Origin of the sequence: Variovorax sp. VNK109 (assembly GCF_049445855.1) — a bacterium.
GTDB lineage: Bacteria > Pseudomonadota > Gammaproteobacteria > Burkholderiales > Burkholderiaceae_C > JAGOCV01.
Map to the genome: position 1 here is coordinate 248,180 of NZ_JBMSDV010000001.1, position 23,746 is coordinate 271,925.

Here is a 23,746-nt window from a genome sequence, read left to right on the forward strand (position 1 = left end):
CATCCATGAACACCTCCGTCTGGGACGACGCTCTCGCCCTGGCCCGGCAGGCCATCCCGCTGTCGTCGCCCAATCCCCGTGTCGGCTGTGTGCTGGCAGATGCCGGGGGCCAAGTGATTGGCCGCGGCTTCACGCAGCAGCCGGGCGGCGCACATGCGGAAGTGATGGCGCTGCGCGACGCTGCAGCCCGTGGCTTGCCCACGCAGGGTGCCACGGCCTGGGTGACGCTGGAGCCCTGCTCGCACCATGGCCGCACGCCTCCATGCGCGGACGCGCTTGTCGCGGCCGGGCTTGCGCAGGTGAATGTCGCCATGGTCGACCCCAACCCGCAGGTGTCGGGGCGCGGCCTGGCGCTTCTGCGCGAAGCAGGATTAGCGGTGGAACTGCTTTCGCCTGACCACCCGGTCGCCGTCGCGGCGCACGACCTGAACGCTGGCTTCATCAGCCGCATGACGCGCGGTCAGCCATGGCTGCGGCTGAAAACCGCCGCATCGCTGGACGGAAGGACCGCGCTGAACAACGGGACGAGCCAGTGGATCACCGGCGAAGCAGCGCGCGCCGACGGTCACGTGTGGCGTGCACGCGCGAGCGGCATCCTCACGGGCGTGGGAACCGTGCTGCGAGACGACCCGAGCCTGACCGTGCGTTCGACATCCGGCGGCACTTCGGGCGAGACGGAAATCCGCCAGCCCGACCTGGTGATCCTGGACAGCCACTTCAAGACGCCTCCGGGGGCACGGATATTCAGGACCGCACGGCGGGTTTTCGTCTATGGGCGCGAAGATGCCATGGCGAGCGAAGGTGCCGATGCGCGATGCAGGTCACTCCAGTCCGCCGGTGCGACGGTCATACCCCTCGCTTGCAGCGAGACATGGAAAAATGCCGGTGTTGACCTGCACGCCCTCGTGCGCGATCTCGCACGCCTCGAAATGAATGAAGTGCACGTGGAAGCGGGCGCGACACTCAATGGCGCGCTGCTGCGCGAAGCACTCATCGACGAGTTCCTTGTCTATCTGGCCCCCGTGCTGTTGGGGGAAGGCGCCGCCATCGCAGGCTTAGGCCCCCTCGAAACCCTGGCCCAGGCGTCACGCCTTCGCTTCACCGACATCCAGCCCGTGGGCAATGACCTGCGCCTGCGGCTGAGGCCTGCGACCGACACCCAATCCCTGCGAAAATAGCGTCATGTTCACAGGAATCATCACCGGGATCGGTCGCATTGTCGTCGTGCATTCGTTGGGCGAATCCTCCAGCCATGGCAAGCAGCTCGAGATCGAGGTCCCGCCTGGCTATCTGGACGATGTCGCGCTGGGAGACAGCGTGGCGCTCAATGGTGCCTGCATGACCGCAACTCGCATCGACAAGTCGTCCAGCCGCTTCACGGTGGACATCTCGGCCGAGTCGCTGGACAAGACCACCGGGCTTGACTCTCCCGGCCCCGTGAATCTAGAAAAAGCCTTGCGTGCAAGCGATCGTCTTGGCGGTCATGTGGTTTCCGGCCACGTAGACGGCGTCGGCCACATTACTCATTTCGGACCGGTGGGTGAGAGCTGGGACCTGCGTATCCGGGCGCCGGGCGCGCTCTCCCCGTTCCTCGCCATCAAGGGTTCGGTCACGGTCAACGGCGTGAGCCTCACCGTCAACACCGTCCATGACGGGGACGACGGCACGGAAATCGGCATCAACCTGATTCCCCAGACGATGCAACACACCACACTTGGCGGACTGGCACCAGGTGCTGGCGTCAACCTGGAAATTGACCTTTTCGCGCGCTACCTGCACAGAATGATCCAACTGACCAGCAGGCCGCAGCCCGCAACTTTCGCCGGCTGAGCCGGCTTGTCTTTCGGAGACATTCGAATGGAAAAACTTTCACGCCTCACCCTGGTCACAATCCCACTTCTTTGCATGCTGGTGCTTGCCGGCTGCAAACGGGCTGAAGAGCCCCGTGCCTCGTCCGGTGAGACTGGAACATCGATCGCCGCAAAGACCATCGAGCCAACGCAGGCAGCGCTGAGCATCAACGTTGGTTCCCACGTCCCCAACTGCAAGGAGGGAGGTCAGTTCCAGCCGATCACCTTGCCGGACAATATCGGCTTCGCCTGGACACCCGTCACGCAGCCGCCCGCCACACGATATGCGGTGTTGTTCACCAAGCTGCCCCCTGGCGCCACGACGCCCCTGGTCATTGCCGAACGAACCATCAAAGCCAGCGATGAACTCAAGGTGCAATCTGGCGAGCGCGTCACCGGCGTGAGCTACAAGGTTCGCGTCGTGGCCTATGACGACAAAGGTCCTGTTTGTATTGTTGACGGCATCAACGGCCTGTCGCCGCTGCCTAACTGAACACGATTTCCACCGATGACAGCCAACGTTTACAAAGCAGCCATCGCGCGGCAGCCCGCCCCCATCTCGCCCGTCACCGAAATCGTCGAAGAGATCCGCGCCGGGCGCATGGTCATCCTCGTGGACGAGGAAGACCGCGAGAACGAGGGCGACCTCGTCATCGCCGCCGACCACATCACACCCGAAGCCATCAACTTCATGGCGCGACATGCGCGCGGCCTGATCTGCCTCACGCTCTCGCGCGAGATCTGCGAGCGCCTGCAACTGCCGCCCATGGTGGCCCGCAACGGTGCCAAGCATTCCACCGCGTTCACCGTGTCCATCGAGGCAGCAGAAGGCGTGACCACCGGCATCTCGGCGGCCGACCGCTCGCGCACCGTGCAGGCCGCCGTCGCGCGCGACGCCAAGGCCAGCGACCTGGTGCAGCCCGGCCACATCTTCCCGCTGCAGGCGGTGGATGGTGGCGTGCTCATGCGCGCCGGGCACACCGAGGCGGGCTGCGACCTGTCCACCATGGCGGGTTGCAGCCCGGCGTCCGTCATCTGCGAAGTGATGAACGACGATGGCACGATGGCACGCCTGCCCGACCTGCAACTGTTTGCCGCCGAGCACGGCCTGAAGGTCGGCACCATCGCCGACCTCATCGAGTACCGCAGCCGCCACGAATCGCTGATCGAGAAAGTCGGCTCGCGTCCGCTGGCCACGCACTTCGGTGAGTTCACCGCCCACGCTTTCCGCGACAAGACGAGCGGCGACCTGCACCTCGCACTGGTCAAGGGCAGCTGGGGCAAGGACGACACCGTGGCCGTGCGCGTGCACGAACCGCTGTCGGTGCTGGATGCGCTGGAAGTCGACCGGTCCATGCACTCGTGGAGCCTGGACGCGGCGCTGCGCCTGATCGAGCGCGAGGGGCGCGGCGTGGCGGTGCTGCTCAACTGCGGTGAAAGCGCCGCCGAACTGCTCGCCCAGTTCGAAGGCAAGGCACGTGCGGCGCAGGCGCCAGAACGCGGCAGGATGGACCTGCGCACTTACGGCGTGGGCGCGCAGATCCTGCGCGAATGCGGCGTGCAGAAAATGAACCTCATGGGTGCTCCGCGCCGCATGCCCAGCATGGCCGGGTATGGGCTCGAGATCGCCTGCTACATCGACAAGGACTGACAAGAACATGTTTGGCGCAAACAAGGGAGCCCCCGAAGCGGGCAGCAAGTTGCTGGACGGCCGCAAGCTGTACATCGGCATCGTGCAGGCACGCTTCAACGAAGACATCACGAACGCACTGGCCGATGCGTGCAAGGCAGAACTCGCCGCGCTCGGCGTGCCGGAAAAGCACGTGGATCACGTGTATGTGCCCGGCGCGCTCGAAGTGCCGGTCGCCCTGCAGGCCATGGCCGAGCAGGACAAATACGACGCCCTCATCGCGCTGGGCTGCATCATCCGCGGCGAGACCTATCACTTCGAGCTGGTCGCCAACGAGTCCGGTGCAGGCGTGAGCCGCATCGCGCTGGACTACCAGCTGCCGATCGCCAACGCGATCATCACCACCGAAGACCTGCCGCAGGCCGTGGCACGCCAGACCGACAAGGGTCGTGACGCCGCGCGCGTGGCGGTCGAGATGGCCAACCTGCTGGACGCACTGGCATGACCGAACCGACGCAAGACGGCCTGCCGGAAGACGCCACGCCGGCCACCCCGCGCAAGCGCCCCGGTCTCACGGCCAGTGGCGCACGCAAGGCATCCGCCAAGTCCACCCGCAGCCGTGCGCGCGAATTCGCACTGCAGGCGCTGTACCAGCATCTCGTGGGCCGCAACACGGCGGAAGACATCGACGTCTTCACGCGTGACCTGGCCGGCTTCCACAAGGCTGATTCGGCCCACTACGACGCATTGCTGCATGGCTGTGTGGCCGAGGCTGCCGAGCTCGACGCGCTCATCCTGCCCCTGCTGGACCGCAAGATGGAAGAAATCTCGCCCATCGAGCACGGCATCATGTGGATCGGCGCCTACGAGTTCCGCCATTGCATGGACGTGCCGTGGCGCGTGGTCATCAACGAGTGCATCGAACTTGCCAAGGAATTCGGCGGCACCGACGGCCACAAGTACGTCAACGGTGTGCTCGGCGGGCTGGCGCCGCAATTGCGCGCCGCCGAAGTCGAGGCCGACAAGGCCGCGGGCAAGGCACGCTGACGCCGAGATGAAGATCGCCACCCGCGCGCAGCGCATCGAACCGTTCTACGTCATGGAAGTGGCCAAGGCCGCGCGCGCCTTGGCGGCCGAAGCAGCGCATGGCAGTTCGCCCATGATCTTCCTGAACATCGGCGAGCCGGACTTCACCGCGCCGCCCCTCGTGCAGGAAGCAGCCGCCCGTGCCGTGCGCGATGGCGTCACGCAGTACACGCATGCCGTCGGGCTGGACGCGCTGCGCGAGCGCATCAGCGGCTGGTACGCCCAGCGTTTCGACGCAGACGTGCCCGCACGCCGCATCATCGTGACAGCGGGCGCGTCGGCAGCCTTGCAGCTCGCCTGCCTCGCACTCATCGAAGCCGGTGACGAAATCCTCATGCCGGACCCGAGCTATCCGTGCAACCGGCATTTCGTCAGTGCGGCGGAAGGCAATGCCGTGCTCGTTCCCACGACACCCGAGGAACGCTTCCAGCTCAGCGCCGACAAGGTGGAGGCCGCGTGGAATGAGCGCACGCGTGGCGTGCTGCTGGCGTCTCCGTCGAACCCGACCGGCACGTCGATCCACCCCGCCGAGCTCCGCCGCATCCACAACTTCGTGCAGGACAAGGGTGGCATCACGCTGCTCGACGAAATCTATCTCGGCCTGAGCCACGACGAAACCTTCGGCCAGACCGCGCTGAAGATGGACGACCACGTCATCAGCATCAACAGCTTCTCGAAGTACTTCAACATGACGGGCTGGCGTCTGGGTTGGCTGGTGGTGCCTGACGTCCTGGTCCCCGTGGTCGAGCGGTTGGCGCAGAACCTCTTCATCTGCGCGAGCACGGTGTCGCAGCATGCCGCCCTCGCCTGCTTCGAGACCGAGAGCATCGCCGAATACGAACGCCGTCGTGCGGAATTCAAGGCGCGGCGCGACTGGTTCATCCCCGCGCTCAACGACATCGGCCTGAACGTCCCGGTCATGCCCGACGGCGCGTTCTACGCCTGGGCCGACTGCTCTGCTGCCTGCGCGAAGCTCGGCGTCAAGGACAGCTGGGACCTGTCGTTCGAGATCATGAAACGCGCCCACGTCGCCGTGACGCCGGGCCGCGACTTCGGCGCGGACAGCACGCACCGCTTCATCCGCTTTTCAACCGCCAGCTCCATGGCGCACCTGCAGGACGCCGTCGCGCGGCTGCGCACGCTGCTCGCATGACGGTGATGGCAACGTCGTCCCGACGCGCTTTCAGCTTCCCGCTGCGCGTCTACTGGGAAGACACCGACGCGGGCGGCATCGTCTTCTACGCCAACTACCTCAAGTACATGGAACGCGGCCGTACCGAGTGGCTGCGTTCGCTCGGCATCGCGCAGAGCACGCTGCGCGAAGAGACGGGTGGCATGTTCGTCGTGCTCGAAACTTCGGTGCGCTATCTCAAGCCCGCACGGCTCGACGATGAACTTCTTGTTACCGCGTCCCTCTCAGAGCAGGGGCGGGCCTCGCTCATAATCGCCCAGCAGGTGCTATCGAAACCAGAGCAGTCCGCAGAAGCCACCGTTCTCTGCGAAGGCTCCATCCGCATCGGCTGGGTCGACAGCCGCACCTTGCGCCCCGGGCGGATTCCGGTCAGCATCCTGCAATCGCTTCAGACAACATGAACCAACAAGACCTGTCCATCCTCCATCTCGTGCTGAACGCCAGCATCGTCGTCCAGCTGGTCATGCTGTTGCTGGTCTGCGTGTCCGTCACCAGTTGGGCGGCCATCTTCCGCAAGCTCTTCGCGCTCAAGCGCGTGAAATCGCTCAACGACGAGTTCGAGCGTGAGTTCTGGTCCGGCACCAGTCTGAACGACCTCTTCGCTGCCGCCGCACAGAACGCCAGGCAGGCAGGCCCGATGGAACGCATCTTCGCCAGCGGCATGCGCGAATACCAGAAGCTGCGCGAGCGCCGCATCGTCGACGCGCCCACGCTGCTCGACGGCGCGCGCCGTGCGATGCGGGCCAGCTTCCAGCGCGAGCTCGACGTGGTCGAGTCCAACCTGTCGTTCCTGGCCTCGGTCGGTTCCGTCTCTCCCTATGTCGGCCTGTTCGGTACGGTGTGGGGCATCATGCATGCCTTCACCGGCCTGGCAAGCCTTCAACAGGTGACGCTGGCCACCGTCGCGCCCGGCATCGCCGAAGCACTGGTCGCCACCGCCATCGGCCTGTTCGCCGCCATTCCCGCTGTCGTGGCCTACAACCGTTTCGCCCGCGACATCGATCGCGTCGCCATCAAGCTGGAGACCTTCATCGAGGAGTTCTCCAACATCCTGCAACGCAACCTCGGCACGGGCACGCCCGCCGGCCGCTGAGCGGGAACGAACGCCATGCCCGCCGTCGCATCCCGGGGCCGAGGCCGCCGCACCATCAACGAGATCAACATGGTGCCGTTCATCGACGTCATGCTGGTGCTGCTGATCATCTTCATGGTCACCGCACCGCTCATCACGCCCAGCCTGATCGACCTGCCCAGCGTCGGCCGCGCCTCCAAGCAGCCTGACCGCGTGGTGCAGATCGTCATCGGCAAGGACGAGTCGCTGCAGGTGAAGTCCGGCCCCGCCGGCGAGAAGAGCGCGCAGGTCACGCAGCGCGAACTCGTGGCGGCCGTGCAGCAAGCGCAGGCCGGCGATGCGACAAGTCCGGTCGTGATTGCGGCAGACAAGTCGGTCAAGTATGAGACGGTTGTAAAAGTCATGAACGAGCTGCAGAAGAGTGGCGTTCAACGCGTCGGTTTGTCCGTCCAGCTCGCGCCTTAGGACGCAAAGAAACGCAGAGCCATGCCCGCCCAGGCCGATCGCATCGAGTTCGCACCGCCACCGCAGAGCGGGATGGCGCGAGCGTTCGGCCTCGCACTCGTCGCGCACGGCCTGCTGGTCATTGCGCTCACCGTCGGCCTTCAATGGAAGCGCGAGGCCGAGAACGTGGCCGTCGAGGCCGAACTCTGGTCCAGCGTGCCGCGCGAGGCCGCACCTCGCCCCGTCGAAACACCGCCGCCTCCCCCGCCTCCGACTGCCAAGGTCGAGCAGGCTGCGCCTACACCGCAGCCTAAAGAAGCTGATATCGCCATCGAACGCGAGCGCAAGCAGCGCGAACTCGAGAAGGAAAAGCGCGAGCAGCAACGTGAACTGGAGAAGAAGCGCCAGGCCGAGAAGGACGCGCGCGACCGCAAAGCTGCCGATGAGAAAAAGGTGGCAGAGAAGCGCAAGCAGGACGAAGCCAGGCGCGAGGAGCAGCTGGCCAAAGCCGCCGAGGAAAAGAGGCGCCAGGACAACATCCGCCGCATGCAGGGGATGGCGGGCGCCAGCGGCTCGCCCGATGCAACAGGCAGCGCCTTGCAATCGGCCGGGCCGTCGGCAAGCTACGGCGCGCGTCTTGCGGCCCTGTTCAAGCGCAACATCAGTTTCCCGAATCCGGATTCGATCAGCGGCAATCCCAAGGCTACAGTGGAAGTACGCGTGTCACCCTCGGGGCTGATCATCGGTTCGAAGCTCACGCGCTCCAGCGGCGTGCCGGCCTGGGACGAAGCCGTGCTGCGGGCCGTGGAAAAGACCGAACGCATTCCTGCAGACGAGAACGGCCGCTTCGTCACCCAGTTCCCGGTGAACTTCGGCCCGAAGGACTGAGGCGCCTAGCGCACAGTGCCGCGCAACAATGCAGCTTCCCAGATGGGCCGACCCTGCGCCGCGGCCAGCGCCGCCATCGGCGCAGGGTCGTACGCCACCGAATGCTGCTCGACGTGCCAGCCATGGGGCGTACGCTCGACGATCGCATAGCGTGCGTCCGGCGTTCCCTGCTCCATGACATAGGGCTCAGGGTGATCGTCGTCATAGGCTTGTAGACCCACGCTCCCGGGATTCACCAACAAGGCTCCGTCCGGCATGACCATCGAGCGCGGCACATGGCTGTGGCCGCACGCGATCAGGCTGGCCCTGGTTGTTCCGAGACGTTCCCTGACTTCATCGGCATTGGCGGCCACCAGCTTGCCGCCACGCACCGATTCAAGAAAATGCTCGCAGTCGCTGCGCGGCGTGCCATGGCACACGAACACATCCGGCGAAAGCCACGCGTCGGGCTTCAGGCTGCGCATCCACGCAAGCTCTTCAGGCCCGAGCTGGCGCAACGCATAGGCATCGGACGGCCCACCGCCCTTGCGCTCGAAATCGAGCACCTGCCGCTCGTGATTGCCCGCGAGAACGAGCCAGCCCGAAGCCATGAGATACCGCGCTGTCTCGCGCGGCAGCAATGGCCCCGACAGGTTGTCCCCGAGGCAGACGATGCGGTCCACCGACCTGCGCGCGATATCGGCGACCACGGCTTCCAGTGCCGGAAGGTTGCCGTGGATGTCCGAAACGAATGCGATGCGGGTGTGACTCATCCAGCGACAAGCCTGCGCTTATTCGTACACGATGGATGCGGCCCCCTGGTCGGCCTGCGCCATCCAGCTGGCCAGTGCCGCGTCGCTGGGGAAGAACTTCGCGTCCTCGCCCAGTTGCAGCTCCGCCGTCGCGCCTTGGCGATGCACCTGCAGCCGCACGGCCAGACCCCGTACGAGTTCGCCCTGGTCCGAATACTCGCGCTTGGGCGGAAAGTCGTTGAGCAGGCGCTGGATGTCAGGTGCCTTGCCGTTCACCGCGACGCGCAGGAACTTGCCGAAGCGGCAGCGCGCGGTCGCGAGGTCCCACACCTGGTTCACGCTCAGGCGGAAGCCGCCGGAGAAACGGTCCGGCTGCAGCTTGCCCATGACGACGATGAGTTCGTCGTCCTTCAGCAGGTTGCGGTGGGCGTTGATCACGCCTTCATCGGCGGTGGCCTCGATCATCCCGGACTTGTCGTCGAGCTTGAACAGCGCGAGCTTGCCGCGCTGGCCGTTGATGACGCGGAAGTCGCTCACGATGCCCGCCAGCAGTTGCGGCTCGCGCGTGTCGATGAGCTCGTCGATCTCGCGCTTGACGAAGCGCCGCACCTCGGCTGCCACTTCGTCGAACAGGTGGCCCGACAGGTAGAAGCCGACGGCCGTCTTCTCGTGTGTGAGGCGCTCCTTCACACCCCAGGGCAAGGCTTCGACCAGGTCGGGCTCCTGCGTGCTGGAGCCATGTGTGTCGTCGCCCATGTCGAACAGGCCGCCCTGGTTCGCGTTGGCTTCGGTTGCGGCCGCAAAGTCGAAAGCGCGGTCGATGGACGCCACCATCGACGCACGGTTCTGCTGCAGCGCGTCGAACGCGCCAGCCTTGATGAGCGCTTCCACCGTGCGCTTGTTGATGCGCGTGCGGTCGATGCGGCGGCAGAAGTCGAACAGGCTGGTGAACGGGCCGCTCTCCCCGCCGGCCGGGCCACTGCCGCGCCCTTCACGTGCAGCGACGATGGCTTCGATGGCCTGCTGGCCCGTGCCCTTGATCGCGCCAAGACCGTAGCGGATGACCTTGTCCGTCACCGGCTCGAAACGATGGACGCCGCGGTTCACGTCCGGCGGCTCGAAGCTCATGCCGAAGTGCTTCACCGCATCTTCGAACAACACCTTGAGCTTGTCGGTGTCGTCCATTTCGACGGTCATGTTGGCGCAGTAGAACTCCGCCGTGTAGTGCACTTTCAACCAGCCCGTGTGGTAGGCGAGCAGGGAGTACGCGGCAGCGTGCGACTTGTTGAAGCCGTAGCCTGCAAACTTCTCCATCAGGTCGAATATCTCGTCAGCCTTCTCTTCGACGATACCGTGGGTGGCCAGGGCGCCCGCGCGGAATTTTTCGCGGTGCTCGGCCATTTCCTCGGCCTTCTTCTTGCCCATGGCACGGCGCAGCAAGTCGGCGCCGCCGAGCGAATACCCACCCAGGATCTGCGCGGTCTGCATCACCTGTTCCTGGTAGACCATGATCCCGTAGGTTTCGGAGAGCATGTCGGCCACGGCAGGATGCGGATACTCCACGTCCTCGCGCCCGTGCTTGCGCGCGACAAAACTGGGGATCAGGTCCATCGGGCCGGGACGGTACAGCGCATTCAGCGCGATCAGGTCTTCCAGGCGCGTGGGCTTCGCATCGCGCAGCATGCCCTGCATGCCGCGCGATTCGAACTGGAACACAGCCTCGGTCTTGCCGTCCGCGAAAAGCTTGTACGTTGGCGCATCGGTCAGGGGTATGTTCTCGAACGCGAAATCTTCCTGCCCCTTGTGCCGCCGGACGATGAAGTCCTTCGCGATCTCCAGGATGGTCAGCGTCGCGAGGCCCAGGAAGTCGAACTTCACGAGGCCGATGGCCTCCACGTCATCCTTGTCATACTGACTCACCGCCGATTCACTGCCGGGTTGCTGGTAGAGCGGGCAGAAGTCGGTGAGCTTGCCAGGCGCGATCAGCACACCGCCCGCGTGCATGCCGACGTTGCGCGTCATGCCTTCGAGCTTCTGCGCGAGCGCGACGAGCGTCTTGACCTCATCTTCCTTCTCCAGCCGTTCGGCAAGGATCGGCTCCGCCTTGATCGCGCCGTCGATGGTGATGTGCTGGCCCGGCTTGTTGGGAATGAGCTTGGAGATGCCGTCGCAGAACGTGTAGCTCATGTCGAGCACCCGGCCCACGTCGCGGATGGCCGCGCGCGCGGCCATGGTGCCGAAGGTGGCGATCTGGCTCACCGCGTCCTTGCCGTATTTCGACTTCACGTAGTCGATGACGCGGTCGCGGTTGCTCTGGCAGAAGTCGATGTCGAAGTCCGGCATCGACACCCGCTCGGGGTTCAGGAAGCGCTCGAACAGCAGGTTGTATTGCAGCGGGTCGAGGTCGGTGATCTTGAGCGCGTAAGCCACGAGCGACCCCGCGCCCGAGCCCCGGCCCGGCCCCACCGGGCAGCCGTTGTTCTTCGCCCAGCCGATGAAATCCCCCACGATCAGGAAGTAGCCCGGGAAGCCCATCTTCAGGATCACGTCGATCTCGAACGCCAGGCGCGCCTCGTAGCGTGGACGTTCCTTCTCGCGCTGCACGGCATCGGGGTACAAATGCTCGAGCCGCTCGTTCAGGCCTTCCGCAGATGCCACGCGGAAGTACTCCTCGATCGGCATGCCGTTCGGCGTGGGGAAATCAGGCAGGCGCGGCTTGCCCAACTGCAACTCCAGGTTGCAACGGCGCGCAATCTCCACCGTGTTGGCCAGCGCGGAAGGCACGTCGGCAAACAGCGCTTCCATCTGCGCGGCCGACTTGAAATACTGCTCGCGCGTGAACTTGCGCACGCGGCGCTGATTGCCGAGGATTTCACCTTCGGAGATGCACACACGCGCTTCGTGCGCCTCGTAGTCATCCTCGGCCGTGAACTGCACGGGATGCGTTGCGACCACCGGCAACTTCAGGCGCGCGGCCAACTGGACGGCTGCGATCACGTGCGCTTCGTCGTCGGCGCGGCCTGCGCGCTGCAATTCCAGATAGAAACGATGCGGAAAAAGGCTGGCAAGCTTCAAAGCCAGATCAGCCGCGCGTGCAGCGTCGCCCTGCACCAGGGCCTGCCCTACCGGACCGGCCTGCGCACCCGACAGCACGATCAGGCCTTCACCCAGTTCCTGCAGCCATTCCAGCTTGCAGACAGCCTGCGCCTTGACGATGTTGCGCGTCCACGCGCGCGCGAGCAGTTCGCTCAGGTTCAGGTAGCCCTGCCTGTTCTGGACGAGCAACACCACCCGCGACAGCACCGCCGCATCCTTGCCCAGACCTTCGAGGAAAACTTCGACGCCGATGATCGGCTTCACGCCCGCGCCCCGGGCTTCACGGTAGAACTTGATGGCACCGAACAGGTTGCTCAGGTCGGTGATGGCCAGTGCGCCCTGGCCGTCTGCGGCCGCAGTCTTGACGACATCGTCGATTCGGTTGGTTCCGTCGACGACGGAGAATTCGGTGTGCAGGCGCAGGTGGACAAACATGGGCTCATTGTAGGAAATGCGCCGCCCCGCTGAAGCCTTGACAGGTTCTTAAAATCACTCCCGTGAATCCCGCTGAAACCCCGTCCGCGCCCGGCGCAGTGCTCAACATTTCTGTCTACAAATTCGTCCCGATCCCGGACGCGGCGCAGCTGCGCGAAACGCTGTTCGAACGCGCGCAGGCCGCGACCCTGAAGGGCACGATCCTGCTGGCCGAAGAAGGCATCAACATGTTCCTGGCCGGCAGCGCCGGGGCCGTGCGCGGCTTTGTCGACGCGCTGCGTGCCGACACGCGTTTCGCCGACCTTGCACCGAAGGAAAGCTGGTCGACTTCGCAGCCTTTCCGCAAACTGCTGGTGAAGGTGAAGCGCGAGATCATCCGCATGAACCACCCGGCCATCAAGCCGGCGGACGCACGCGCACCGGCGGTGGATGCAGCCACGCTCGAGCGCTGGCTCGCGCAGGGCCACGACGACAACGGGCAGCCGGTCGTGACGCTGGACACGCGCAACGCCTTCGAGGTCGACCACGGCACGTTCGACGGCGCGATCGACTGGCGCATCGGCAAGTTCACCGAGTTCCCCGAGGCGCTGCGCGCGCACAAGGACGAATTCACCGGCAAGACGGTGGTGAGCTTCTGCACCGGCGGCATCCGCTGCGAGAAGGCGGCCATCCTGATGCGCGAGGAAGGCATCCAGGATGTCTATCAGCTCGAAGGCGGCATCCTCAAGTACTTCGAGGAAGTCGGCGGCGCTCACTACACCGGCCAGTGCTTCGTGTTCGACGAACGCGAGGCACTGGACGCAGAACTCAAGGCCAGCCAGGACGAGCCACGCTGACCCCGGGACAAAGAGCGGCCGTCAGAGCGGCTTGCGTTCCGGCAGCGGGATGAACTCCGTTTCGCCCGGCACCTTGTCGAAGCGGCCGGCCTCCCAATCGTCCGCAGCCTGCAGGATGCGCTCCTTGCGGCTGGACACGAAGTTCCACCACATGAAGCGGTGCCCGTCCAGCGGTGCGCCGCCCACAACGGCCAGACGCGCCGGGCCGGTCGATTCGATGCGCACGGCCTTCCCTGCCTCGAGCACGCCAAGCGTTTGCCGTGGCAGCGGCACGCCATCGACCAACACATCGCCGGACACGGGATAGACAGCGCGTTCTTCGACCAGCGCAGGCAGCTCGAAGACACCGCCCGACGGCAGATGGACGTCGAGGTAAAGCGTTGGCGCGAAGGTGGCCACCGGCGACTTCACACCGAACGCCTCGCCGATCAGCACGCGCACTTTCGCTGCGCCCACATCCGCCTCAGGGATCGACTCGGCTGGCGTATGCACGAATGCCGGTTCCGCTTCCTCGTGTTCGCGAGGCAATGCCGCCCACAGTTGCAGACCGTGGTTCACGAACTCCTTGTCCAGCAGGTCGTCCGGCTTGCGCTCGGAATGCACGATGCCCTTGCCCGCCGTCATCCAGTTGATCGCGCCGGGCTCGATGCGCTGCACGGCGCCCAGGCTGTCGCGGTGCATCATGGCGCCCTCGAACAGGTAGGTCACCGTCGCCAAGCCGATGTGCGGATGGGGGCGCACATCGTGCCCCTGCCCCGGGTGTTCGGTGACCGGGCCGAAGTGATCGAGAAAAAGGAAGGGCCCCACGGATTGCTTCTGCGCCGAGGGCAGCAGGCGGCGCACCATGAAGCCGCCGCCCAGGTCCTTGGCATGTCCGTTCAGGGCGAGTTGCAGGCTCATCATTTCTCCTTGTCATCGTGCAAAAAAAAAAAGGCGGCCTGCGGGCCGCCTTCGAAGCCATTGCTGGCGTTGCGGCCTCAGCCCTTGAGCCGGGCCGCGACTTCGGCAATGCGTTTGCCGAAGAGTTTCGCGGTTTCCAGGTCACCGGGCAAGCACTCGTCGGCACTCGAATCCGACGGCGAGGTCGCCATCGCACCGGCGAACGAGCCGACATAGTTGATGTCGTTGCGCTGCGACGCCTTGGTGTTCGCGGGCATCATGCCCGTTCCGACCCAGATGCCGCCGTGCTGCATGGCCAGCGTGAACAGGTAGTGCAGCGTGGACAGCTTGTCGCCGTTCATCGTCGCGCTGTTCGTGAAGCCCGCGAAGAGCTTGTCCTTCCAGCCCTGGCTGAACCATTGCTTCGAGGACGCGTCCGCGAACTTCTTGAACTGCCAGCTCGCCATGCCCATGTAGGTCGGCGAACCGAAGACGATCGCGTCCGCGCTGTTCAGCGTGTCCCATCCGCCCTCGGGCAGGTTGCCCTCGGCATCGATGGCCACGAGCGTGGCGTTGGCGCCTTCGGCCACCGATTGCGCGACGCGCTGGGTGTGACCGTAGCCCGAGTGGAATACGACGGCAATGCGTGTCATGACATCAACCCTTGCGCTTGGCATCGACGCTGAAGGCACCTGCGCCCCATGCGGCCAGCGTCAGCAAGCCACCGACGACGGCGATGTTCTTGAAGAACATGAGCTGCTGCATCATCTGCTGCTCGGCCGGCACACCCCAGTAGTTGTGGAAGATGAAGGTTGCGACGAGCGTGAACGCGGCCAGCGCCAGCGCTGCGATGCGCGTGCCGAAACCTGCCAGCAGCATGAGCCCGGCGCCCAGTTCGATGACGATGGCAATCACCACGCCCACCTCCGGCAGCGGCAGTCCCTTGGAAGCGATGTACCCCGCCGTGCCGGCGAATCCGCCGATCTTGCTGAAGCCCGCAGGGATGAAAAGCAGGGCGATCAGTGCGCGGCCGATCAGGCTCAGGGTGTTCTGGAAGGAAGTGGGCATGTTGGTCCTCGAAGGTTGGTTGAAAAAATGAGTAGGGACTGGAAAGGCCGCCAAAGGTTCACGCGGCCAGGTCGAACACCAGGACCTCGGCATCCTTGCCGTGATCCAGGGTGATTTGCGATTCGCCTTCGATCAGTGCCGCATCGCCACCTTGCAGCGACTTGCCATTGACCTCCAGCTCACCACGGATGAGGTGCACGTAGCTCTTGCGGGCAGGATCGAGCCCGAGCGAGGCCTTCTCGCCTTCGTCGAACAGGCCCGCATAGAGCGATGCGTCCGCGTGGATCGTCACCGAGCCTTCAGCGCCATCGGGCGACGCGACCAGGCGCAGCTTGCCGCGCTTCTCGCCGTCGTCGAACGACTTCTGCTCGTAGCTCGCGGGGATGCCGCGCACGTTGGGCTCGATCCAGATCTGCAGGAAGTGCGTTGTCTCGCCCTGGGCGTGGTTGAACTCGCTGTGCATCACGCCGCGACCGGCACTCATGCGCTGCACGTCGCCGGGCGGGATGCCCTTGACGTTGCCCATGCTGTCCTTGTGCGCCAGGTTGCCCTGCAGCACGTAGCTGATGATTTCCATGTCACGGTGGCCGTGCGTGCCGAAGCCGGTGCCCGGGGCGATGCGGTCCTCGTTGATGACGCGCAGGTTGCCGAAGCCCATGTGCTCCGCGTCGTAGTAATTGGCGAACGAGAAGCTGTGCTGGGACTTGAGCCAGCCGTGATCGGCGTGGCCGCGATCCTGCGATTTGCGAAGAGTCAACATGTGAAGCTCCTTTCTGTGTCAGGGCTGCAATGTGCAGCGCGTGGATGAAATGTAGATTCCCTCCATTCAGTTTTCAGCGCTTCAATTTGAAGAAATCATTCAAATATTTTGAATTAAACTTGTCGGATGGCCACACCCCGAGACGTCCTCACTCCCGATTCGCTGTCCATGCTGCAGGCCGTGGCGAAAGCGGGCAGTTTTGCGGCCGCAGCACGCGATCTGGGGCTCGTGCCGAGCGCGCTCACCTACCGCATCCGCGCCATCGAGGACGCGCTGGACGTGCTGCTGTTCGACCGCAGTTCCCGGCAGGCACGCATCACACCGGCGGGCGAAGAACTGCTGCGTGAATCGCGCCGGTTGCTGGACGACCTGGACAACGTGGCCAACCGCGTGAAGCGCGTGGCAACCGGCTGGGAGCCGCAGCTCACCCTGTCGGTGGATGGCGTGATTTCGCGGCTGGTGATGATGGAGCTCGCCGACGCTTTCTTCGCACTCGACCCGCCGACCCGGCTGCGCATCCGCGAGGAAACGCTGTCGGGCACGCAGGAGGCACTGACCTCGGGACTTGCAGACCTCGCCATCGGGATTGCGGCCGAGCCCCTGCTCACGAGCCTGATGATCAAGCCGCTGGGCAGCATGAGCTTCGTATTCGCTGTTGCGCCGCACCATCCGCTTGCGACCGCACCCGAACCGCTCACCGACGACGTGATCCGCCAGCACCGTGCGGTGGCCGTGGCCGACTCGGTGCAGCGCGGCGGCGGCGTCACCGTCGGTCTGCTGGGCGGGCAGGACGTGTTCACCGTGCCCACGATGACAGCCAAGCTCGAGGCGCAGTTGCGCGGCCTGGGTGCCGGCCACGTCCCCGAGCCGATGGCACGCCCTTTCATCGAGACCGGTCGTCTCGTCGTGCGCCAGACGCGCCGGCAGACACGCATCGGCCGAATGAGTTATGCGTGGCGCACCCCCGGAGCGTCCGGCATGGGCCGTGCGCTGCAGTGGTGGCTGCAACAGCTCGAAAGCCCGAAGACGCGTACGGCACTGCTCGAACGCCACCACGGCGTGTAGAGTGGGGGCATGGCACGAACCTCCCCGAACTCCTCCCTCCCCGCGCGTCGCGTGGCCGTCATCGGCGCCGGCATGGCCGGCATCACCTGCGCGCTGACGCTTGCCAAGGCAGGACGGCAGGTGGTGGTGTTCGAGCAGGGCGCCGAAGCCGGCGGCCGCATGTCCACGCGCGACACGCCGTTCGGCAGCTTCGATCCCGGCGCGCAGTACTTCACCGTGCGTGACGAACGTTTCGGGCAGGCCTTGCAGGCCACCGCCGCACCGTGCCGGCCATGGAGCGCCAACTCCGTGCGCGTGCTCGATCCGCACGGACGCGTGGCAGAAGCAGCGCGTCCCACCGGAGAGGCGCACTTCGTCGCCACGCCCGGCATGGGCGCCCTGTTGCAGCACTGGGCGGCCCCGCTGGCGGCCGGGGGCCAGCTCATCGGCAACACACGCGTCATGCGCATCGAGCGCGACGCCCTGCATGCCGAGCGCTGGCAACTGCGCACCGAGGGCATGGCCGGCGAACAGCACGTGCATTCCGATTTCGACGCCATCGTGCTTGCCATACCGAGCGCGCAAGCCCGCGAATTGCTGCTTGTATCGGGCCTGGCACCCGGCCTGTCGGACGCCATGGAAAGTGTGCAAGTCGCGCCCTGCTGGACACTGATGCTCGCCTTTCCCCAGGCGCCGGCTCCGGGGCAGCTCGGTCCGCAATGGAATGCCGCGCGCAGCACGCACCACCGCGTGGCCTGGCTCGCCCGCGAGTCGTCGAAGCCGCGCCGCGGCAGCGTGGAGCGCTGGACCGTGCAAGCCAGCGCGGAATGGTCGGCCGAACACGCGGGCGACGACGCACCGCGCATCCAGGCCAAGCTGCTTCGCGCGTTTTCCGAGATCACCGGCATCCATGCAGAGCCGTCGTATGCCGAGGCGATCTGCTGGCGCCACGCCCGCACCCTGGTCCCACTCGGCCAGCCGTATCTGTGGGATGCACGCGCCCGCATCGGCGCGTGCGGCGACTGGTGCCTGGGCCACCGGGTCGAAGATGCATTCGTCTCGGCGCTCGAACTCTCGCTGAACATGGCCTGATGGCGACGGGCTACGTCGGCCGCTTCGCTCCCTCGCCCACGGGCGCGCTGCATGCGGGCTCGGTGGCGGCGGCGCTGGCCAGCTGGCTCGACGCGCGCGCACACGGCGGCCAATGGCTGGTGCGCATCGAAGACGTGGACGCCGCCCGATGCGTGCCGGGTGCCGATCGCGTCATCCTCCAGCAACTCGCTGCGCTCGGCCTGCATCCCGACGCAGCGCCGCTGCGTCAGTCCACGCGCGGTGACGCCTATCAGGCCGCGCTCGACAGGTTGATCGAAGCCGGGCTCGCCTATCCCTGCGCCTGTTCGCGCAGCGACATCCTGGCTGCCCTCGCAGAGCGCGATGCGCTGCCGCGCCGGCATGAAGAGCTTGTCTATCCCGGCACCTGCCGCAGCGGGCTGAACGGCCGCCCCGCGCGCGCCTGGCGATTCCGCCTGCCGCAGGACGCCAGCGTGGACTGGCACGACCGTCGCCTGGGTGCGCAGCGGCAGGACGTTGCCACACGCGTCGGCGACTTCGTGCTCAAGCGCGCCGACGGCCAGTGGGCCTACCAGATCGCCGTCGTCGTGGACGATGCGGACCAGGGCGTGACCGACGTCGTGCGCGGGGTGGACCTGGCCGACAACACGCCACGCCAGTTGCTGCTGATGCGGGCACTCGGGTTGCCCGCGCCGCGCTGGCTGCACACGCCGCTGGTGCTCGGCGAAAACGGTGAAAAACTTTCCAAGCAGAACGGCGCGCAGCCGGTCGACACCGCAAGACCGCTGGACGTGCTCAATGCAGCAGCGGCGGCCTTGGGACTTCCCGCGCAGGCCGGCACGCCGCCGCAAGCCATGGCCGCATGGGTCGGGCAGTGGCGCGATCTCTACAATCTGTCTGCTTCATGACACGTCCCGACGAAACTCCAGAATCCCCCGCTGCCGACGCCGCTGCAGCACCCGAAGGGGTGCCATTCCCGAAGGCCATCCGTACCTTCGTCAAGCGCGGCGGCCGCACCACGACCGGCCAGAGCAAAGCCTTCGAGACACTGGGCCCGCAGTTCCTTGCCAGCTTCACCGGCCAGCCGATCGACTTCGAGAAGACTTTCGGGCGGCAGGCCCCCACCGTGCTCGAGATCGGCTTCGGAATGGGCGAAGCGACGGCGCATATCGCGTCGGGCCTGCCGGGCACCAACTTCCTCTGCTGCGAAGTGCACGAACCCGGCGTGGGCGCGCTGCTCAAGCGCATCGGCGAGCAGGGCATCGGCAACATCCGCATCCTCCAGCATGACGCGGTCGAAGTCATCGACCAGATGATCCCCGAAGCGTCGCTCGACGGCGTTCACATCTTCTTTCCCGACCCGTGGCACAAGAAGCGCCATCACAAGCGCAGGCTCGTGCAGCCCGCGCTCGTCGCGCGGCTGGCGCGCAGGCTCAAGCCCGGCGGCTACCTGCATTGCGCCACCGACTGGCAGCCCTACGCACAACAGATCCTCGAAGTGCTCGGTGCGGAGCCGCTGCTGCAGAACACCGCCGCCGACTACGCACCCAGGCCCGCCTACCGGCCGCTCACCAAGTTCGAGAATCGTGGCCTGAAGCTCGGGCACGGCGTCTGGGATGTGGTTTTCACGCGCCGCTGATCCGCGTCAAAAATCACTTTTTCATGCGCTTTCATCCCCATTTGGCCGACTTCACCACAGCGCGCCTTGGCATCGCAGGGCAACTGAGCTATGGTCGCTGTCACAGGCAGGTCACAAGAACACCACACGGCCACGGTTGAAAACGACAAGGGGGCGATTTGAAGGAATCGCAAATGGGCTTCGGACGCAGGAAATGGTTGTTGGGTACGGGTGCGACGCTCGCCGCACCGTTCGTCATGCCGGCGCACAGCTGGGCACAGGCCACCAAGGCCGCGCCGGGTGCCAGGCGGCTGGTGCTGGGACAGTCGGTCCCCCTCACCGGCAACGCGAGCGAAATCGGCCTGGCGTTCGCCGCCGGTGCCAAGTTGTACATCGACAGCTGGAACGCCAGACCCGCCAACGCAACGCTGCGCATCGAATTGCGCCAGATGGACGACGGCTACGAGCCCGCCACTGCGGCTGCCAATGCGCAGAAGCTGCTGGCCGAAGGCGCCGATGTGCTGTTCGGCTTCGTCGGCACGGCAAGTGCGGAAGCAGCGGCGGCTGTCGCGCAGAAACAGGACGCCCCCTTCTTCGCGCCTTTCGCCGCGAGCGATGGCTTGCGCGATGCAGCGCATGCCAACGTCTTCCACGTGCGTCCCAGCATGGCCGACGAGGCCTTCAAGATGGTGCGCCACTGCAACACGCTCGGCCAGACCCGCATCGCCGTCGTGGCCGATGACGACGCCATGGGCCGCGGTGGGCTTGCCGCTGTCAACCAGGCGATCGCCGAACTGAAGCTGCCGCCGCTGGTGGGCACGGCCTTCGTGCCACCGGGCAGCGACAAGGTCGATGCGGCCGTTGCCGCGCTCATGAAAGTACAACCGCAAGCCATCATCCAGGCCAGCCTGTTCAACACCACGGCCGCTTTCATCCGCAAGATCCGCAAGGCGGGCTACGGCGGTGCGTTCCTGAACTTCTCGGTGGTGGGCATCGATCCGCTGTTCACCGCGCTCGGCAAGGAAATCAACGGCGTCGTGGTTTCGCAGGTGGTGCCGTCCCCACGCCGTGCAGCCATTCCCATCGTGAAGGAATACCTGGCCGCGGTGGACGAAACCGACCTCGTGCCCTCATACGAAAGCCTGGAAGGTTTCATTGCTGCCAAGGCGCTGGCCGAATCGGCGCGCCGTGCCGGTCGCAGTGCCGACCGCGCAGCATTGGTCAAGGCCATGGGCTCGGTGACCGACTACGACGTCGGTGGTTTCCGCCTCAACCTGCGCGCGGGTGTTCGCGATGTGTCGCGCCCGATCGACCTCGTGACCATCACGGCCGACGGCCGGGTGATCCGTTAAGCGGCGGGCTCAGGCCCGTTCGGCCACCCAGCCCTGCACCGACTTCAGCGCAGCAGGCAGCCCGGCGGCATCGGTGCCACCGGCCATGGCCATGTCGGCCTTGCCGCCGCCCTTGCCGCCCACTTGCCGGGCGACGAAGTTCACCAGTTCCCCCGCCTTCAGCTTGCCCACGCTGTCGGGCGTGACGCCGGCTGCGATCTGCACCTTGCCGCCGTCGACCGCCGCGAGCACGATGGCTGCGGTTTTGAGCTTGTCCTTGAGCTTGTCCATGGTGTCACGCAGCGTTTTCGCGTCGGCACCTTCGAGCTTCGCGGCCAGCACCTTGATGCCGCTCACATCCACGGCCTGCGACATCAGGTCGTCGCCCTGCGAGGAAGCCAGCTTGCCCTTGAGCTGTGCGACTTCCTTCTCGAGTTGCCTGACCTGGTCGAGCACCTGGCCGATACGGCCCTGCAGTTCGGCAGCAGGGGCCTTGAGTGCGCCGGCCGCCTTGTGCACCGTGCTCTCCAGGTCCTGCAGATACGCCAGCGCATTGACACCGGTCACGGCTTCGATGCGGCGCACACCGGCGGCCACGCCGCCTTCGGCCACGACCTTGAACAGGCCAATGTCGCCGGTGCGCTGCACGTGCGTACCGCCGCAGAGTTCACGGCTCGTGCCGATGTCGAGCACGCGCACGTTCTCGCCGTATTTCTCGCCGAACAGCATCACGGCGCCGGTCTTCTGCGCTGAATCGATGTCCATCACGCGCGCCTGCGTGGCTTCGTTGGCCAGGATTTCGGCGTTGACCTTGTTCTCGATCAGGCGGATCTGCTCGCCGGTGACGGGGGCGTTGTGCGCGAAGTCGAAACGTGTGCGCTCGGCGTTGACCAGCGACCCCTTCTGCTGCACGTGGGTGCCCAGCACTTCACGCAATGCCTTGTGCATCAGGTGGGTGACCGAGTGGTTGCGCATGGTGGCCGCGCGCAGCGCGGTATTGACCTTCGCGGTCACCGCATCACCGATGTGAAGCGTACCTTCGGCCAGCGTGCCGTGGTGGCCGTACACGTCGGCCTTGATCTTCTGCGTGTCATCCACGGTGAACTTCACGCCGTTGCCGGCGAGTTCGCCCTGGTCGCCGACCTGGCCGCCGCTCTCGGCATAGAAGGGGGTCGTGTCCAGCACCACGGTGCCGACCTGCCCGGCATCGAGTTCGGGTACGGCCACGCCCTCGGCGTACAACGCGACGACGACGGCCTTCTCTTCGAGCTTCTCGTAGCCGGTGAAGATGTTGGACGCACCGGTGTATTCCAGCGCGCGGTCCATCTTGAACTTGCCGGCGGCGCGACCCGCAGCCTTCTGCTTGTCCATGGCGGCGTTGAAGCCGGCTTCGTCCACCGTCAGGCCGCGTTCACGGCACACGTCGGCCGACAGGTCGAGCGGAAAGCCGTAGGTGTCGTGCAGCTTGAAGGCCACGTCGCCGGGCAGCACCTTCGCGCCACCGGCCAGCGCCGCGTCGAGGATTTCCATGCCGTTGGCCAGCGTCTCGTAGAAGCGCTCTTCTTCGGCTTTGAGCACTTCGATGATGCGTTGCTCGCTGGCCGCGAGATTCGGGTACGCGGCGCCCATCAGCTTCACGAGGTCGGGCACCAGCTTGTGGAAGAACGGCGTCTTCTGGCCCAGCTTGTAGCCGTGGCGGATGGCGCGGCGGATGATGCGGCGCTGCACGTAGCCACGGCCTTCATTGGAAGGAATCACGCCATCGCTCACGAGGAACGAGGTTGCACGGATGTGGTCGGCGATGACCTTCAGCGACGGGTTCGACAGGTCGGGCGTGTGCGTCTCGCGGCCCGCAGCGGCGATGAGTGCCTCGAAGATGTCGATCTCGTAGTTGCTGTGCACATGCTGCAGGATCGCGGCGAGGCGCTCCAGCCCCATGCCCGTGTCCACGCACGGCGCGGGCAGCTTCTTCACGCTGCCGTCTTCCTGCATGTCGAACTGCATGAACACGTTGTTCCAGATCTCGATGTAGCGGTCGCCGTCGGCATCGGGGCTGCCCGGGGGACCGCCTGCAACTTCCGGTCCGTGGTCGAAGAAGATTTCGGAGCACGGACCGCAGGGGCCGGTGTCCGCCATCATCCAGAAGTTGTCGGACATGTACTTGCCGCCCTTGTTGTCGCCGATGCGCACGACGCGTTCGGGCGGCACGCCGATTTCCTTCGTCCAGATGTCGTAGGCCTCGTCGTCGTCGATATAGACGGTGGCCCAGAGGCGATCGCCCGGCAGCTTGTAGACCTCGGTGAGCAGTTCCCACGCCCATTTGAGCGACTCGCGCTTGAAGTAGTCGCCGAACGACCAGTTGCCCAGCATCTCGAAGAAGGTGTGGTGGCGCGCGGTGTAGCCCACATTTTCCAGGTCGTTGTGCTTGCCACCGGCGCGCAGGCAGGCCTGAACCGATGCGGCACGAACGTACGGGCGCTTGTCGGTGCCGAGGAACACGTCCTTGAACTGCACCATGCCGGAGTTTGTGAACATCAGTGTCGGGTCGTTGCCGGGCACGAGCGGGCTGGAGGCGACGACCGTGTGCCCCTTCGATGCAAAGAAGTCCAGAAAGGTCTTGCGGATGTCGGCAACGGTGAAGTTGGGGGTGCTCATCTGTCGAAGGGGCGCGTAAATGCTTGATTTATCAGAACATTCGATTATAGGTTTCAGCCC

24 protein-coding genes are annotated in these 23,746 nt (G+C 65.5%); 17 read left to right on the forward strand and 7 right to left on the reverse strand.

Annotated features, from left to right (window positions below; genetic code table 11):
• Positions 1–5 precede the first annotated feature (5 nt).
• Genes ribD through tolA form a run of 11 tightly spaced genes read left to right on the forward strand, consistent with a single transcriptional unit; the run spans position 6 to position 8,162 of the window.
• Positions 6–1,178: a bifunctional diaminohydroxyphosphoribosylaminopyrimidine deaminase/5-amino-6-(5-phosphoribosylamino)uracil reductase RibD gene (gene ribD / locus ACO2Q9_RS01130; RefSeq protein WP_423307450.1), complete on the forward strand. Its 1,173-nt coding sequence runs from the start codon at positions 6–8 to the stop codon at positions 1,176–1,178.
• A gap of 4 nt (positions 1,179–1,182) precedes the next feature.
• Entirely contained in the window at positions 1,183–1,830 is a 648-nt protein-coding gene (locus ACO2Q9_RS01135) for a riboflavin synthase (protein WP_423307451.1), read from the forward strand.
• Between the two features lie 27 nt (positions 1,831–1,857).
• Positions 1,858–2,343 (forward strand): hypothetical protein, encoded by a 486-nt coding sequence (locus ACO2Q9_RS01140; RefSeq protein ID WP_423307453.1) that lies wholly within the window; start codon positions 1,858–1,860, stop codon positions 2,341–2,343.
• Between the two features lie 15 nt (positions 2,344–2,358).
• Positions 2,359–3,501, forward strand: coding sequence for a bifunctional 3,4-dihydroxy-2-butanone-4-phosphate synthase/GTP cyclohydrolase II (gene ribBA, locus ACO2Q9_RS01145; RefSeq protein ID WP_423307454.1), 1,143 nt, complete (start codon positions 2,359–2,361; stop codon positions 3,499–3,501).
• A gap of 7 nt (positions 3,502–3,508) precedes the next feature.
• On the forward strand, positions 3,509–3,985 hold the full coding sequence (gene ribH, locus ACO2Q9_RS01150; protein ID WP_423307456.1) for a 6,7-dimethyl-8-ribityllumazine synthase: 477 nt from the start codon (positions 3,509–3,511) through the stop codon (positions 3,983–3,985).
• The gene (nusB, locus tag ACO2Q9_RS01155) at positions 3,982–4,527 is read left to right on the forward strand and encodes a transcription antitermination factor NusB (RefSeq protein ID WP_423307458.1); all 546 of its coding nucleotides are present in this window, start codon (positions 3,982–3,984) and stop codon (positions 4,525–4,527) included. The genes ribH and nusB overlap by 4 nt, the downstream gene beginning before the upstream one ends.
• A gap of 7 nt (positions 4,528–4,534) precedes the next feature.
• Positions 4,535–5,719: a pyridoxal phosphate-dependent aminotransferase gene (locus ACO2Q9_RS01160; RefSeq protein WP_423307460.1), complete on the forward strand. Its 1,185-nt coding sequence runs from the start codon at positions 4,535–4,537 to the stop codon at positions 5,717–5,719.
• Complete coding sequence (gene ybgC, locus ACO2Q9_RS01165; RefSeq protein ID WP_423307462.1) at positions 5,716–6,159, forward strand: tol-pal system-associated acyl-CoA thioesterase; 444 nt, start codon at positions 5,716–5,718, stop codon at positions 6,157–6,159. Before ACO2Q9_RS01160 ends, ybgC begins: the two co-directional genes overlap by 4 nt.
• A complete protein-coding gene (gene tolQ / locus ACO2Q9_RS01170; RefSeq protein WP_423307464.1) occupies positions 6,156–6,851 on the forward strand; it encodes a protein TolQ in 696 nt (231 codons plus the stop codon). Before ybgC ends, tolQ begins: the two co-directional genes overlap by 4 nt.
• A 15-nt stretch (positions 6,852–6,866) precedes the next feature.
• Entirely contained in the window at positions 6,867–7,295 is a 429-nt protein-coding gene (gene tolR, locus ACO2Q9_RS01175) for a protein TolR (RefSeq protein ID WP_423307466.1), read from the forward strand.
• Between the two features lie 21 nt (positions 7,296–7,316).
• Entirely contained in the window at positions 7,317–8,162 is an 846-nt protein-coding gene (tolA, locus tag ACO2Q9_RS01180; protein WP_423307468.1) for a cell envelope integrity protein TolA, read from the forward strand.
• A 5-nt stretch (positions 8,163–8,167) separates the two neighbouring features.
• On the opposite strand, the gene ACO2Q9_RS01185 is transcribed toward tolA, so the two are convergent.
• Positions 8,168–8,914, reverse strand: a complete 747-nt coding sequence (locus ACO2Q9_RS01185; protein WP_423307470.1) for a metallophosphoesterase family protein — start codon at positions 8,912–8,914, stop codon at positions 8,168–8,170.
• Positions 8,915–8,932: 18 nt separating this feature from the next.
• Complete coding sequence (gene dnaE, locus ACO2Q9_RS01190) at positions 8,933–12,424, reverse strand: DNA polymerase III subunit alpha (protein ID WP_423307472.1); 3,492 nt, start codon at positions 12,422–12,424, stop codon at positions 8,933–8,935.
• A gap of 62 nt (positions 12,425–12,486) precedes the next feature.
• Here dnaE and ACO2Q9_RS01195 point away from each other — a divergent pair, with 62 nt between their 5' ends.
• A complete protein-coding gene (locus tag ACO2Q9_RS01195; RefSeq protein WP_423307474.1) occupies positions 12,487–13,260 on the forward strand; it encodes a sulfurtransferase in 774 nt (257 codons plus the stop codon).
• Between the two features lie 21 nt (positions 13,261–13,281).
• Here the strand turns inward: ACO2Q9_RS01195 and ACO2Q9_RS01200 are convergent, their stop codons facing one another.
• The 4 genes from ACO2Q9_RS01200 to ACO2Q9_RS01215 form a co-directional block, all read right to left on the reverse strand.
• Positions 13,282–14,160: a pirin family protein gene (locus ACO2Q9_RS01200; protein WP_423307476.1), complete on the reverse strand. Its 879-nt coding sequence runs from the start codon at positions 14,158–14,160 to the stop codon at positions 13,282–13,284.
• 77 nt (positions 14,161–14,237) lie between these two features.
• Complete coding sequence (locus tag ACO2Q9_RS01205; protein ID WP_423307478.1) at positions 14,238–14,792, reverse strand: flavodoxin family protein; 555 nt, start codon at positions 14,790–14,792, stop codon at positions 14,238–14,240.
• A gap of 4 nt (positions 14,793–14,796) precedes the next feature.
• The gene (locus ACO2Q9_RS01210; protein WP_423307480.1) at positions 14,797–15,207 is read right to left on the reverse strand and encodes a DoxX family protein; all 411 of its coding nucleotides are present in this window, start codon (positions 15,205–15,207) and stop codon (positions 14,797–14,799) included.
• A gap of 58 nt (positions 15,208–15,265) precedes the next feature.
• On the reverse strand, positions 15,266–15,967 hold the full coding sequence (locus tag ACO2Q9_RS01215) for a pirin family protein (RefSeq protein WP_423307482.1): 702 nt from the start codon (positions 15,965–15,967) through the stop codon (positions 15,266–15,268).
• 126 nt (positions 15,968–16,093) lie between these two features.
• Between ACO2Q9_RS01215 and ACO2Q9_RS01220 the strand changes: the two genes are divergently transcribed.
• The 5 genes from ACO2Q9_RS01220 (at position 16,094) to ACO2Q9_RS01240 (ending at position 21,052) form a co-directional block, all read left to right on the forward strand.
• Complete coding sequence (locus tag ACO2Q9_RS01220; protein WP_423307484.1) at positions 16,094–17,032, forward strand: LysR substrate-binding domain-containing protein; 939 nt, start codon at positions 16,094–16,096, stop codon at positions 17,030–17,032.
• A gap of 9 nt (positions 17,033–17,041) precedes the next feature.
• Complete coding sequence (locus tag ACO2Q9_RS01225) at positions 17,042–18,103, forward strand: NAD(P)/FAD-dependent oxidoreductase (RefSeq protein ID WP_423307486.1); 1,062 nt, start codon at positions 17,042–17,044, stop codon at positions 18,101–18,103.
• Positions 18,103–18,990 (forward strand): tRNA glutamyl-Q(34) synthetase GluQRS, encoded by an 888-nt coding sequence (gene gluQRS / locus ACO2Q9_RS01230; RefSeq protein WP_423307488.1) that lies wholly within the window; start codon positions 18,103–18,105, stop codon positions 18,988–18,990. Before ACO2Q9_RS01225 ends, gluQRS begins: the two co-directional genes overlap by 1 nt.
• The gene (gene trmB, locus ACO2Q9_RS01235; RefSeq protein WP_423307490.1) at positions 18,987–19,721 is read left to right on the forward strand and encodes a tRNA (guanosine(46)-N7)-methyltransferase TrmB; all 735 of its coding nucleotides are present in this window, start codon (positions 18,987–18,989) and stop codon (positions 19,719–19,721) included. The genes gluQRS and trmB overlap by 4 nt, the downstream gene beginning before the upstream one ends.
• 173 nt (positions 19,722–19,894) lie before the next feature.
• Complete coding sequence (locus ACO2Q9_RS01240; protein ID WP_423307492.1) at positions 19,895–21,052, forward strand: ABC transporter substrate-binding protein; 1,158 nt, start codon at positions 19,895–19,897, stop codon at positions 21,050–21,052.
• A 9-nt stretch (positions 21,053–21,061) separates the two neighbouring features.
• Here ACO2Q9_RS01240 and alaS read toward each other — a convergent pair whose 3' ends face one another.
• Complete coding sequence (gene alaS / locus ACO2Q9_RS01245; RefSeq protein ID WP_423307494.1) at positions 21,062–23,686, reverse strand: alanine--tRNA ligase; 2,625 nt, start codon at positions 23,684–23,686, stop codon at positions 21,062–21,064.
• Between the last annotated feature and the right edge of the window lie 60 nt (positions 23,687–23,746).